Origin of the sequence: Arenibacter amylolyticus, from assembly GCF_002150785.1 — a bacterium.
GTDB classification, from domain to species: domain Bacteria; phylum Bacteroidota; class Bacteroidia; order Flavobacteriales; family Flavobacteriaceae; genus Arenibacter; species Arenibacter amylolyticus.
Map to the genome: position 1 here is coordinate 23229 of NZ_MTAZ01000002.1, position 12717 is coordinate 35945.

At 40.5% G+C, this 12717-nt stretch carries 12 protein-coding genes; 6 read left to right on the plus strand and 6 right to left on the minus strand.

Annotation, left to right across the window (positions count from 1 at the left end):
* The first annotated feature begins 4 nt into the window (after positions 1–4).
* From BV214_RS00210 to murI, 4 genes are all read left to right on the plus strand, one after another.
* On the plus strand, positions 5–2572 hold the full coding sequence (locus BV214_RS00210; protein WP_245806717.1) for a BamA/OMP85 family outer membrane protein: 2568 nt from the start codon (positions 5–7) through the stop codon (positions 2570–2572).
* Positions 2573–2680: 108 nt separating this feature from the next.
* Positions 2681–3499 (plus strand): OmpH family outer membrane protein, encoded by an 819-nt coding sequence (locus tag BV214_RS00215; protein WP_394334905.1) that lies wholly within the window; start codon positions 2681–2683, stop codon positions 3497–3499.
* Positions 3500–3555: 56 nt separating this feature from the next.
* The gene (locus BV214_RS00220) at positions 3556–4065 is read left to right on the plus strand and encodes an OmpH family outer membrane protein (protein WP_086475545.1); all 510 of its coding nucleotides are present in this window, start codon (positions 3556–3558) and stop codon (positions 4063–4065) included.
* Between the two features lie 249 nt (positions 4066–4314).
* Positions 4315–5103, plus strand: a complete 789-nt coding sequence (gene murI, locus BV214_RS00225) for a glutamate racemase (protein WP_086475466.1) — start codon at positions 4315–4317, stop codon at positions 5101–5103.
* Between the two features lie 67 nt (positions 5104–5170).
* Here murI and BV214_RS00230 read toward each other — a convergent pair whose 3' ends face one another.
* Together BV214_RS00230 and BV214_RS00235 are read right to left on the minus strand one after the other, a co-directional pair.
* Entirely contained in the window at positions 5171–5671 is a 501-nt protein-coding gene (locus BV214_RS00230) for a dihydrofolate reductase (protein WP_086475467.1), read from the minus strand.
* Positions 5671–6057: a 2TM domain-containing protein gene (locus BV214_RS00235; protein ID WP_086475468.1), complete on the minus strand. Its 387-nt coding sequence runs from the start codon at positions 6055–6057 to the stop codon at positions 5671–5673. Before BV214_RS00235 ends, BV214_RS00230 begins: the two co-directional genes overlap by 1 nt.
* A 57-nt stretch (positions 6058–6114) precedes the next feature.
* Between BV214_RS00235 and BV214_RS00240 the strand changes: the two genes are divergently transcribed.
* Both BV214_RS00240 and BV214_RS00245 read left to right on the plus strand, forming a co-directional pair.
* A complete protein-coding gene (locus tag BV214_RS00240; protein WP_086475469.1) occupies positions 6115–7191 on the plus strand; it encodes an aminotransferase class V-fold PLP-dependent enzyme in 1077 nt (358 codons plus the stop codon).
* Between the two features lie 155 nt (positions 7192–7346).
* Complete coding sequence (locus BV214_RS00245; protein ID WP_086475470.1) at positions 7347–7643, plus strand: isoamylase early set domain-containing protein; 297 nt, start codon at positions 7347–7349, stop codon at positions 7641–7643.
* Positions 7644–7829: 186 nt separating this feature from the next.
* Here the strand turns inward: BV214_RS00245 and egtD are convergent, their stop codons facing one another.
* From egtD to BV214_RS00265, 4 genes are all read right to left on the minus strand, one after another.
* The gene (egtD, locus tag BV214_RS00250; RefSeq protein WP_086475471.1) at positions 7830–8813 is read right to left on the minus strand and encodes an L-histidine N(alpha)-methyltransferase; all 984 of its coding nucleotides are present in this window, start codon (positions 8811–8813) and stop codon (positions 7830–7832) included.
* Positions 8814–8844: 31 nt separating this feature from the next.
* The gene (gene egtB, locus BV214_RS00255) at positions 8845–9993 is read right to left on the minus strand and encodes an ergothioneine biosynthesis protein EgtB (protein ID WP_086475472.1); all 1149 of its coding nucleotides are present in this window, start codon (positions 9991–9993) and stop codon (positions 8845–8847) included.
* A gap of 166 nt (positions 9994–10159) precedes the next feature.
* Entirely contained in the window at positions 10160–10984 is an 825-nt protein-coding gene (locus BV214_RS00260) for a thymidylate synthase (RefSeq protein ID WP_086475473.1), read from the minus strand.
* Between the two features lie 277 nt (positions 10985–11261).
* Complete coding sequence (locus BV214_RS00265) at positions 11262–12533, minus strand: NAD(P)/FAD-dependent oxidoreductase (protein WP_086475546.1); 1272 nt, start codon at positions 12531–12533, stop codon at positions 11262–11264.
* Positions 12534–12717: the final 184 nt, after the last annotated feature.

The window sequence follows — 12717 nt, forward strand, 5'->3', positions numbered from 1 at the left end:
AATCATGAGCCTACACTTTTTAACCGCACTTACCTTCTTTTTTTTTACAACCCTAAACTACGCACAGGACCCCTCCTATGAGGATGGGAAAGAATATATCCTTGGTGGTTTGGAGGTCACCGGTCTGCAAAGCTATAACGAGCAGACCGTAAAGACCTATACAGGCCTTAGGATAGGACAGCCCATAACTGTGCCCGGGGATGAGATCAGTGCCGTAATTAATAAATTATGGGGGTTAGAGCTATTTACGGATATTAGCTTTTACATCACCAATATTGAGGACGGTAAGGTGTTTTTGGAGCTCAATATTATTGAGCGGCCCACGCTTACAGATGTAACCGTTTACGGGGTGAAGCAGCGTAGAGTTGCAGAGATTTTAAAGGATACCGATCTTAAAAAAGGTAAAAAGATTACCGAAAGTTTAATTGCCAATACCAGGAACTACCTCCAGAATAAATACAAAAAGAAGGGTTACCTTAACGCTACCGTAAATATTGCTACTGCAAAGGATACGGTAGATACCAATACCCAGAAAATGGTGATCAACATTAAGAAGGGGGAAAAGGTAAAGATTAACAATATTATCTTTGAAGGCAATGAAGAGCTGTCCAATAAATCACTTAGGAAGGCCCTGAAAAACACCAAAAAGAAGAGGTTTTATCGCTTCTGGAAAAAATCTAAGTACATAGAGGAAGATTATAAGGAAGATTTGGTTGCCTTGGTAGACAAGTATGCCGAAAAAGGATACAGGGATGCTAGGGTAGTGTCGGATACCTTTGTAAAGGTAGATGATAAGCTTATAGACCTAAAGATTAAAGTAGAAGAAGGAAACAAATACTACTTTGGGGATATCAACTTTGTGGGGAATACCGTTTATACCAACCGCCAATTGGCCAGTGTTTTGGGAATTAAAAAGGGGGATACCTATAATGGGGTGCTGTTGAGAAAACGTATCGCAGATGCTACGGATCCAGATGCAGCAGATCTTACCAATCTTTATCAGAATAACGGATATATGTTCTCTAACATTAGTCCGGTTGAAATGTCTGCCGAAAATGATACCATCGATTTTGAAATCAGAATCATTGAAGGGAAAGAGACCTTTTTAAGTCATGTAACAGTCTCCGGAAACGATAAGACCAATGACCACGTAATCTTTAGGGAACTGCGTACTAGACCTGGACAACGTTATAATAAATCCGATATTATTAGGAGTATCAGGGAATTAGGTCAGTTGGGCTTCTTTGATGCAGAACAGATTGTTCCCGATATTCAAAACCCAAACCCAAATACCGGTACGGTAGATTTAGCTTGGAACTTGGTAGAATCTGGTTCTAGCCAGATAGAACTACAAGGAGGCTATGGTGGCGGTGGTTTCATTGGTACTTTGGGACTTTCCTTCAGTAACTTCTCGGTTAAGAACTTATTTAATGGGGAGGCGTATAAGCCAGTACCCATGGGAGATGGCCAAACCTTTGCCTTGCGTTTGCAGGCCAGTAGAACGTATAGGGTTTATAGCCTTAACTTTTCCGAGCCTTGGTTAGGAGGGAAGAAGCCAGTGAGATTTAATATGTCGCTTTCTAGAACACAGCAATTCTACTATAACCCGTATGTAAGTAGAAGGCCAGATAAAAACAGGACCTTCTCTATTACCGGAGTGTCCGTAGGATTGGCAAAAAGGGTGCAGTGGCCCGATGATTTCTTTACCATTTCCCACTCCTTGGGCTACCAATTATACGATTTTAAAAATTACAACCTGGGACTTTTTAATTTTGGTAATGGACAATCCAATTCCTTCGCTTATAGCTTGGGGATCTCTAGGAATGCTACTGGGGGAGGACGTATTTTCCCTAGATCTGGTTCCAATTTTGAGGTGACCGCTAAATTTACACCACCATTTTCCCTGTTCAATAATAAGGATTATGACAAGTTGAATTCCGATCTTGAAATCGCTATCAAGGATAAGAACAATGCCGAAGTAGAGCGCATAGATCAGGAGCGATTTAAATGGTTGGAGTTCTATAAGGTGAATTTTAAAGGGGACTGGTATACTACCCTAGTAGATAAATTAGTACTTAGAACCAATGCTGAATTTGGATTTTTAGGTAGCTATAATGCAAAAGTTGGAAAGGTACCCTTTGAGCGTTTTTATGTTGGAGGAGACGGATTGGGAACCTATACCTTGGACGGTAGGGATGTAATTCAATTGAGAGGATATGAAAATCAATCCCTAACACCCTATAGTGTAGATCCGGTTTCTGGACAACAAATTCAGGATGGTGGGGTAATCTATAACAAGTACTCGTTAGAACTAAGATATCCATTAACCCTTAAGCCCTCTGCATCCATTTATGGCCTGGCGTTTTTGGAAGCTGGTAATGCCTTCAACAATTTTCATAGCTTTAATCCGTTTGAAATGAAAAGATCGGCCGGAGTGGGGCTTCGAATTTTTATGCCGGCATTTGGACTTCTTGGAATCGACTTTGGTTATGGATTTGATAAGGATTATAACCCTAATTCCGTTGGGCCTAGCGGGTGGCAAACCCACTTCATTATTGGACAGCAGTTTTAATTAATACAATTAAGAGGTCAGTTTTTTATTGACTACTGTGTGTTTGAGAATGGAAATATACTTTTTGGCACGATATTTTCTATAGTCTAAAACGAAGATAGTATGAAAATTAACGGAAAAATATTTTTAATTCTATGTGTTGCCTTTGCTGCAGCTAATCTTAGCGCCCAAAGAGGAGTAAGGATAGGGTATGTGGATATGGAGTATATCCTAGAAAATGTAGAGGAGTATAGGGAGGCCACAGAGCAGTTAGCCAACAGGGTGCAACGCTGGAAGCAGGAGCTGGAAAAGGAGAAGGCTGTAATAGATCAGATGAAAAAGGATCTTATGGCAGAAAAAGTGCTGCTGACGGCCGAGTTGATTGAGGAACGCGAAGAAGAAATCCAGTTGCTGGAAAAAGAAATGCTGGAATACCAGCAAAATAGGTTTGGGCCTTCGGGCGATTTGGTTCTCCAAAAAAGGAGGCTGATACAGCCAATACAAGATCAGGTATTTAATGAAGTGCAGAAAATAGGTGCCAATAAAAATTATGATTTTATTTTTGATAAATCGGCAGATGTTGTAATGTTGTATTCGGAAAAAAGGCACGATATTAGCGACTTGGTACTACGGGGGATCTCACGGACCAGAAAAATAAGTGCCCCTAAGAAAAACGATAGAAGAAGTCTTACCGACTTTGAGGAAGAGGAAGAGCCAAGTGAAGCGCTCTTAGAGCGACAAGAAAGAGCACAACAAGCGGAAGAGGCTAGAAGAAAGACAGCCGATGAAAGACGGGAGGAGCAGTTGAAATTAAGGGAAGAACGTCGCAAGGCGTACGAAGCTAGAAGAAAACAACTGTTGGAGGAGAGAGAAGCTAGAAAGCAAAAAGAAGCAGAAAAAAGAAGTGGTAAAGTAGACGAAGAGGAAACAGATAATCAAAAGGAATAACTTCAATCAATATATAACTATAATTAAAAATTAACATTCAAACATTAATGAGAAACATGAAACAAATAAAGAAAATCGCGGTAGCCATTGTGTTGTTTGTAGCAGCGACTGGTTTTGTTAACGCCCAGGCTAAAATTGCTCATATAAACGTTCAGGAATTACTTTCTTCCATGCCAGAGATGAAAGCTGCCGATGCAGAACTTAAAAAGCTGCAAGAAACGTATAGAGCCGATATTGAAAGCTCTATGACCGAGCTTAGAAACAAGTATACTCAATACTCTAATGAATCTGCTTCTAAATCTGAAGAAGAGAACCAGAAGAGAGCTTTGGAATTACAAGGATTTGAGAAGAATATCAGTGAGGCTCAACAAACAGCTCAGCAAGAATTGCAAAAAAAGCAAGCAGAGCTTTTGGGTCCTATTACCGAAAAAGCTAAAAAGGCCATTGAGACCGTTGCAGCTGCTCAAGGTATAGACTATGTAATAGACGCTACCCAAGGTGGTGGACTTATCGTAGCAAAGGGGAAAGACCTTTTGCCAGCAGTTAAGAAAGAGTTGGGTTTCTAAACCTACCCCACTAAGAGTTTAAAGAAAAGAGCCATGCCATCGCATGGCTCTTTCTATTTATAAATAAGGTTAAAATTTGGGTTTCCACATTCCCTTTGGCAGTCTTCGCTGGCGCGAGAATCGTTCTCGTGCCTTAAGGTCACCAAAACCAAAATGACGCTACGATCCGTTAAATAGCTTCTTTTTGTCTGATATATCCCTTTGTCCAAATCAATATTAATGTAACTTTAAAGGCTTAAATGTCTTTGCATGCATACAGGTCCTATAGGTATATTTGATTCGGGTATTGGAGGTACCTCCATCTGGCGCGAGATTAATAGATTGTTGCCGGAGGAGTCCACTATTTATCTAGCCGATAGTAAAAACGCCCCCTATGGAGAAAAGTCACAGGAAGAGATTTTACGGCTCAGCATCAAGAATGTGGATCTCTTAGTCCAAAAAGGATGTAAGTTAATTGTGGTGGCTTGCAATACCGCTACTACCAACGCCATAAGTCATCTCAGGGCCAATTACAAACTGCCCTTTATAGGAATAGAGCCCGCAATTAAAACAGCTGCATTAAACTCTAAAACAAAAAAAGTAGGGGTCTTGGCCACCAAAGGAACGCTTTCTAGTAGCCTGTTTCATACTACCTCCAAGAGCCACGCTAATGGGATACAGATATTAGAGCAAAAAGGGACGGGCCTAGTGGGGCTAATAGAGCGCGGAGAGCTTAATTCCTTAAAAACCAAAACGCTTCTAGAACGCTATCTTTCCCATATGGTGCAAGAGGGAATAGACCAGCTGGTCTTAGGGTGTACCCATTATCCTTATTTAATTCCCTTGCTCAAGGAACTATTGCCTAGTAATGTGAAGATTATTGACTCTGGGGATGGCGTGGCAAGGCAAACCAAAAAGGTGTTAGAGGAATTTAATTTGCAATGTCCGGAAGGCTCCCATGGGGAATTCCAGTTTTATACCAATAGGGAGGTAAAGGTTCTAGAGAGTTTTATAAAAGACGCCGGGGTACCCTATAAAGTGTCTTTTTTGGATTTTTAAACCCCGGTTTTACAAGTATTGGGTTGTTTTAATCCTGCTTTTTTTACCAAGATGCTGTATAGCGCCACTAATATTTTCTTTGGTAGGTTAAAAAGGTGAAATCATAGGCGTGCCGGGCATCTTTGGGATGAAACTCCTTATTTGTGAGGGTCCATTCCGCTTCATCAAATTCGGGAAAGAAGGTATCTGCTGCTTCAAAAGATTCGTGAACACGGGTCAGCTCTAAAACATTGGCATGCTTTAATCCCATACGGTAAATTTCTCCGCCTCCAATGATAAAGGCAAGCGATTCGCCTTCCACTAATTTTAACGCCTCCTCCATGGAGTGCACCACAATGCAGTCTGGATGTGATATGTGATAATTGCGGTCCCTGGTAATTACAATATGCACCCTGTTGGGAAGGGGTTTGGGGAAGGTCTCAAACGTTTTCCGTCCCATTATAATTTTGTGGCCGGAGGTACGATTTTTAAAAAACTTAAAATCATCGGGTAAATGCCATAATAGGTCATTATCTTTTCCCAAAGCATTGTTTTCACCTGCTGCGGCAATCATGGATATAATTTGCATTATTCTAGCTTTTTATTAATGTTAGATAATGGGAAATCTGTTTCTATTTCTTTCTGCAACTCGGCAATTTTCTGCTTTTGTTTTAATACCAAGCGTTCCCTCTGTGCTCTTTCCCATTCGGGACTCATAAACTTAGTGGTAACATAGACATTAACAAAATGAAGTACAAATAAGAAGGCCCAAAACACTATGGCCCAAATATACCAGTTGTATTCTATCCCATATCCAAGGATCTTATTGATTAAGAAAATGAAAATACTGCCTACTAAAAAGACCATGAAATGAGAGAAAAGACGTTTTTTTTGTTTTATCCTCGCTTGGGCCGCCTCTAATAATTGGTGTTGTTCCAAGTCTATTTTGGGAGTAATTTTACTTTTTGCAAACATGTTAATCGGTATCTTTAGGGTAAAGATACCAAAATACGAATTTTGAACAATCGGATCATGAAAAACATCAGAAAGCAGTTCCCTGTCCTCAATCATTATATTTATGCAGATACCGCTACTGCAGGACTGTTGTACGATGGGCTGTTTGATTGGCGTCAGGAGCACGATCTGGATGTATTGATAGGTGGCAAAAAGCTAAATGCAAAGCTGGCCAAGATAGTAGCGGATACCAGAGGTACGGTAGCTCAGTTTTTTAATTGTAACTTAGAGAACGTGGCACTTGTGCCCAATTTTTCCATAGGGTTTAATCTTTTATTGGAAGGGGTAGGCAAACAGGAAAAGGTGCTTTTGATAAAAGGGGATTATCCTTCCTTAACCTGGCCTTTCAAATCTAGGGGGCACTCCGTTAGCTATTTAGAAATTACGGCTAATTTGGAGGAGCAAATCTATGAAAAAGTAAAATCGGAAAAGATTGGGATCCTAGCCCTTAGCTTGGTACAGTGGCTCAATGGATTTAAAATTGATTTGGAATTCCTAAAAACCCTGAAAAGGGATTTTCCAGGCCTCATAATTATTGCTGATGGAACCCAGTTTTGTGGTACCCAAGCTTTTAATTTTAAAGATTCTGGGATAGATGTGCTGGGGGTAAGTGGGTATAAATGGTTGTTGGGAGGATATGGTAACGGATGTGTGCTATTTGCTGATGGGGTAGCAGATCGTTTTAATTGCGCCACCATAGGGTTTAATAGCGCTAGGGGAAACTTAGAGGGTAGAGATCAAATTACCTTTGCTAATAGGTTTGAGCCCGGTCACTTGGATAGTACTTCATTTGGGAGTCTCAACCATTCCCTAAAATTTCTGCTCGGTATTGGGTTGGATGTGGTAAACGAGCAGGTGGTAAAACTCTCTAAATTGGCATTTGCAGAATTTGGGAATTTGGGGCTATTGCAGTCAGAGCTACTAGAAAGGGAGTATCACAGTACTATTTTCAATCTTTCGTTGGGAGAGAAACAATATGCAAAGTTAATGCAGCATAGGGTTTTGTGTGCACAGCGGGGCGATGGGATTAGACTGTCGTTTCATTTTTATAATACCGAAAACGAAATAGAAGAAATTGTTGATTTACTAAAATAATAAAGGTAATTCCGCCTTTCATGAATTTGTGCTTGCTTAATTGAGGATGCCCTCTTGGAGTAATTCTTTTTTTATGAAATTGATAAAAGTTTTCTTGGGCATTGGCTATGAGGAACTTAATAGTGTAAGTTTGCAATTAATTAAAAACCAATATTATGGCTATTACTAAACAATATTTAAAGACTAAACCAATTTGCAAGGTAACCTTTACTGTTGCTGCCAAAGAGGCAAAAAAAGTGGCAGTGGTGGGCGATTTCAACAATTGGGATCCCAAGGCCAATACCCTAAAAAAGCTGAAGAACGGCACCTTTAAAGGAGCAATTAATTTTCCAAAGGACACAAGTACAGAATTTAAGTACCTGATAGATGAACAATTTGTGAACGAAGAAGATGGAGACGGATTGCAGTGGAACGATTACGCAGGCACGGAAAACTCTGTGTTAAAGTTGTAATTTTATCTTAGTGACCATTCCTTGTTGAGGCTATGTATGCAAGATGCATCCATAGCAAATAGCTAATGGAGTTGTCTTATTGGGAACAACAGTTATTGTGTGATGAAGTCAATTAGATGGTGGTAAACTAATCCAAGGGGAGGGGTTCATCGGTTAATTGGGGGTCAATCCTCAGTATTGTGTTTATTACTTAGCGGGCGTTGTTTTCATAAGCACGTAGTTCTTAAAATACTCTTTTCGGTCCGAAAATTGATTTTCAATCCGTAAGCCTGCGGACTTGGCTAATTCGGCAATAAGCGCATCGTCGTATTTTTGGGATATTTCGGTATGGATGGTTTCCCAAGGGGCGAAGCTTATTTCAAGATCTAGGGATTCAATGCGTACCCTTTGTGCAATTTTGGATACCAAAAAACTTTTGGCAGTGCCTGTTTCAGGGTTATAAGCCTCCCAATGTAAAAAATTATCCAAGTTAAAATTGGCATGTAACTCCTTGTTGATCCGCTGCAGTAAGTTTTTATTAAAGGCCTCGGTTTTACCATAGGGGTCGTTATAAGCGTCTAAAATAGTTTGGGGGTTCTTTTTCTGATCGCATCCCAAAAAAATCATGTCATTTTGGTGCATTTCTCTAGCCAGTTGTGCTAAAAACTCAATCGCTTTCTTGTGGGGGAGGTTGCCAATATTGGAGCCCAAAAAGAGGATGACATTTTTAGTAGATGTGGAGGATGTGATCGTTTTAAGCTTATTAAAATACGTACCCTGCTTGGGCTTTACTTTTAAACCTGGAAATTCTTCGGATAGGGAGTTTTGTAAGCGCCGCAGGGCATTGTCGCTGATATCTATAGGGACATAATGAAAATTTGCATCCCGATGCTGGAGTTCTTCCAAGATTATTCTGGTTTTTTTGCCGTTCCCCGCACCTAGTTCCACCAAGTTTAAGGAGCGGGTATTTTGTAGGAAAAGATCGGTGATTTGGGCTTTGTGAATTTTTAATATGTCTAATTCACAGGAGGTGAGGTAGTATTCTTGTAGGTTCATTATCTCCTCAAATAACAGATCTCCCTTTTCATCGTAGATGTATTTGGAGGCTAGGTGCTTTGGGGAGTCCGTAAGGCCCTTGTAGACATCTTGGGCAAATTGTTCCTGGATCTTGGCAAAGGTAACTTGGTTCATAAAAACTTAATTTAAGGTGGAGGAATCTCGTTTATCGGGCTAACCTTATTCCTGTATATTGCCATTTTAAATGCGTTTGGAAAAAATTACGGTAGGTAATTCTTTCGTGGAGGGGAGGGGTGGCAACAGAACTTCCTCTTAATACTTTTTGGTTTACCATAAACTTCCCGTTGTACTCTCCTAAGGCGCCTTCAGCCTTTTTGTAGGAGGGGTATGGTAGGTAGGCACTTTCTGTCCACTCCCATCGAATACCCCAGCTAAATTTAGTCGCCGCTATTTCCCATTCAAATTCCGTAGGTAGCTTACATCCCTTCCATTGCGCAAAGGCAAAGGCCTCAAAATAGGAGATATGACTTAGGGGCTGACTGTTTTCAATAGGTGTAAGTCCGCCTAAAGTGTAGTGATGCCATTGGCCATCTATTTTGTGCCAGTATAAGGGAGCGTTAATTTTGTGGGAGTTTACCCATTCCCATCCTTCGGAATGCCAAAGATCAAATTTCTCATAGCCTCCGTCATTCATGAATTCTAGGTATTCTTGGTTGGTCACCAATTTATTGGAAATTTGATAGGGGGAGAGGTATACCTTGTGTCTGCCTAGCTCATTGTCATAACAAAAACCATCGCCCAAATGACCAATTTCATACACGCCTTCGGGGATGGAAATCCACTCTTGTTCTTGGTTTTCAATGGGATGTTCTACCAGGGAAGGATTAAAGACGGGGAGCAAGGGGTTGTTGCCCAAGATGTATTTAATATCGGTGAGTAGTAATTCTTGATGTTGTTTTTCGTGATGGATGCCTATTTCGGTAAGTTTTAGCACTTCTTCGCTAGGGTGGTTGGTTAAAAGGGCTTCCAAGTGTTTGGTTACAAACTCCCTATATTCATACACCTTTATTACAGAGGGCCTGGACATATTTCCGCGATTGGATCTTGCCACTCTTTTTCCTAAACTCTCGTAATAACTATTAAATATATAGGAGTATTCTGGGTCAAAAACCGTGTAGGAATCAATATGCTTTTTAAGAATAAACTCTTCAAAGAACCAGGTTGTATGCCCCAAATGCCATTTGGGTGGGGAGACTTCTTCGATGGGTTGTACTACATAGTCTTCTATTTCCAAAGGCTTGCACAGGTTTTTGGTAAGGGTCCTTGTTTGTAGAAAGAAGGCAGTAATATCCATGATAGTAGCTAAAGCATATTATTTGTTCCTTAAAAATACGGAATAAATCATATACCATTTTGACCCAAAAACAATAGTGTTGACCCAAATAAATAAAAAATGGGTCCTAATCCGTTAATTCCGGAATGACCCATTTCTAATTTTTTGCAAGTAAATAAGTTTTGCTTTATACAGCTACCGCTCCTTTTATATGGGGGTGGTGCTGGTAGTCTTCTAAGCTGAAATCCTCAAATTTAAAGTCGAATATGTCTTTAACCGCTGGATTCAACACCATCTTAGGAAGTGGTAGTGGACTGCGCTCCAATTGAAGCTTAACCTGTTCCATGTGATTGTTGTAAATATGGGCATCTCCAAAAGTGTGGATAAACTCTCCAGGCTGTAAGTCGCACACCTGGGCCATCATAAGGGTAAACAAGGCGTAAGAGGCTATGTTAAAGGGTACTCCTAGAAAGATGTCGGCACTTCGTTGATAAAGTTGACAGGATAATTTTCCATCGGCAACGTAAAACTGAAAAAACGCATGGCAAGGAGGTAATGCGGCCTTACCATTGGCCACGTTTTCTGAAAAGGAAACACTGGTGTCTGGCAATACGCTCGGATTCCATGCAGAGACCAACATACGCCTACTGTTGGGGTTGTTTTTAAGGCTGTGGATTACTTCCTTTATCTGATCTATTTCTTCCCCGTTCCAGTTTCGCCATTGGTAGCCATATACGGGCCCTAGATTTCCTTCTTCATCGGCCCACTCATTCCAAATTCTCACTCCATTTTCCTGGAGATAGGAAATGTTTGTGTCTCCCTTTAAAAACCATAATAGCTCGTGTATAATGGATTTTAAATGTAATTTTTTGGTGGTAACCATGGGGAAGCCTTCGGCCAAATCAAAACGCATCTGGTACCCAAAAACGCTTTTGGTGCCCGTTCCGGTACGATCTCCTTTTTCAAAGCCGTTTTCCAATACATGTTTTAGTAAATCGTGGTACTGTTTCATAATCCAATCCTAATATTACTTAAAAAATGCCCCAAACCAACTTGGTGGTTGGTGTTGTGGCAACAATTTGCAAATTAACGAAATATGCCCGTAAGTGGGAGTTGTTTTTAGCAAGTTATGATAAAATTATCAACTGTGTGCAAATAGGTGTTTTAGCAGCATATAACGGTCGGTAATATGGGCTAGCAGTCTGCTGTAAACCCCAATTAACGGTGGTAGCTTAAACGACGCAAGGTAAAATTGGAAAGCGAAGCTTTCCATTGTGTAAATTAAAATCTTAGGATTTTCTTTCGCTGGGCTTAATGATCATCCTAAACGATTGGTCTTTGTATATATAATATCCTATCCAATTGTATAAGGTGCGTACCTTATTTTTGAAATTGACCAAGCCCATAATATGGACAAAAATCCAAATAAACCATGCTACAAATCCTTTTAGGTGAATGTTCTGATTTGGGGAGTCCATAACTGCCTTATTCCTTCCAATAATGGCCAGCGAACCTTTGTCTTTATAGGTAAAGGGCTTCCACTCCTTATTGGCTAAACTTAGGTTGTGGGCCAAATTTTTAGCCTGTTGTAGGGCGGGTTGTGCCAATTGAGGGTGTCCTTCCGGAAAGTTTTCATCCCCGCTTACCAAGGCGCAATCTCCTAAAGCATAGATATTGTTATAGCCATCCACCAAATTAAAGGCGTTTGTCTTTAACCGCTTGCCCCGTCCATAACTCTCCTCGGCAAATCCCTTAAAGGTTTTGGCAGATACTCCGGCTGCCCAAATTAGGTTCTTGCTCTGTATTTCCGTACCGTCTGATAGGTACACGGTATCATCCTTAAAATCCTTAACTAAGGTATGGAGTTTAATTTTAACGTTTAGTTTTTCCAGTTGCCGATGGGTGTACTTTTGTGATTGCTTGGACATAGGGGCCAATACCGCATCTTGACCGTCAATAATATAAATATCACCCAAATCTTCCTTGCTCAATTCGGGATAATCCTTTGTTAGAATAAAAGACCGCATCTCCGCCAAAATACCGGAGAGTTCTACCCCGGTAGGCCCGGCACCTGCCACAACAAAGGTGAGTAGTTTTTTGCGTTCCTCGTTATCTTTTAGTCGGGTGGCCCTATCCAGTCTGGTAAGGATTACATTTCTAAGGGAAAGGGCGTCGCTAATGGTTTTCATCGGTAAGCTCTTTTCCTCAATATTCTTGTTGCCAAAAAAATTGGTCTCCGCCCCGGTAGCCATGACTAGGATATCGTACTTTAACTCACCATTTTGTACGATTATTTTATTTTCTGTAGGGACCACCTCTTTAAGGGCCCCTAACCTAAATCGGACACTTTTCTTATTTCTTAAGATTTTCCGAAAGGGATAGCTGATAGCAGAAGGCTCCATAAACCCAGTGGAAACTTGGTAAATAAGTGGCGGGAAAAAATTATAATTATTGCAATCTACTAAGATGATGTTGTATTGGTTGGAGTTTCCCAAGGTCTTGATGAATTCCAAGCCTGCGAAGCCACCACCTACTACCACTACGGTCTGCTTCTCTTTCATAACGTTTGGATTATATGCAAAGGTAGGGGCAAAAGGTGATACATCCCTTACAAACAATTATAAATGTGGGAATTTTCAAAAGTCGAAAATTTAAGTAGGATTATTTTGAGGCCTTGTGAACGCTTTGTAATACCAATTCTCAAATAAGTATTTTTAGAATGCTTTGGTGCTGCTGCCAAATAAG

Excerpts from the sequence above, each read along its gene's own strand:
- BV214_RS00210 (WP_245806717.1), top strand. The coding sequence starts at position 5 with ATGAGCCTACACTTTTTAACCGCACTTACCTTCTTTTTTTTTACAACC.
- BV214_RS00220 (WP_086475545.1), top strand. The coding sequence starts at position 3,556 with ATGAAACAAATAAAGAAAATCGCGGTAGCCATTGTGTTGTTTGTAGCA.
- murI (WP_086475466.1), top strand. The coding sequence starts at position 4,315 with ATGCATACAGGTCCTATAGGTATATTTGATTCGGGTATTGGAGGTACC.
- BV214_RS00230 (WP_086475467.1), bottom strand. The coding sequence starts at position 5,671 with ATGCAAATTATATCCATGATTGCCGCAGCAGGTGAAAACAATGCTTTG.
- BV214_RS00235 (WP_086475468.1), bottom strand. The coding sequence starts at position 6,057 with ATGTTTGCAAAAAGTAAAATTACTCCCAAAATAGACTTGGAACAACAC.
- BV214_RS00240 (WP_086475469.1), top strand. The coding sequence starts at position 6,115 with ATGAAAAACATCAGAAAGCAGTTCCCTGTCCTCAATCATTATATTTAT.
- BV214_RS00245 (WP_086475470.1), top strand. The coding sequence starts at position 7,347 with ATGGCTATTACTAAACAATATTTAAAGACTAAACCAATTTGCAAGGTA.
- egtD (WP_086475471.1), bottom strand. The coding sequence starts at position 8,813 with ATGAACCAAGTTACCTTTGCCAAGATCCAGGAACAATTTGCCCAAGAT.
- egtB (WP_086475472.1), bottom strand. The coding sequence starts at position 9,993 with ATGGATATTACTGCCTTCTTTCTACAAACAAGGACCCTTACCAAAAAC.
- BV214_RS00260 (WP_086475473.1), bottom strand. The coding sequence starts at position 10,984 with ATGAAACAGTACCACGATTTACTAAAACATGTATTGGAAAACGGCTTT.
- BV214_RS00265 (WP_086475546.1), bottom strand. The coding sequence starts at position 12,533 with ATGAAAGAGAAGCAGACCGTAGTGGTAGTAGGTGGTGGCTTCGCAGGC.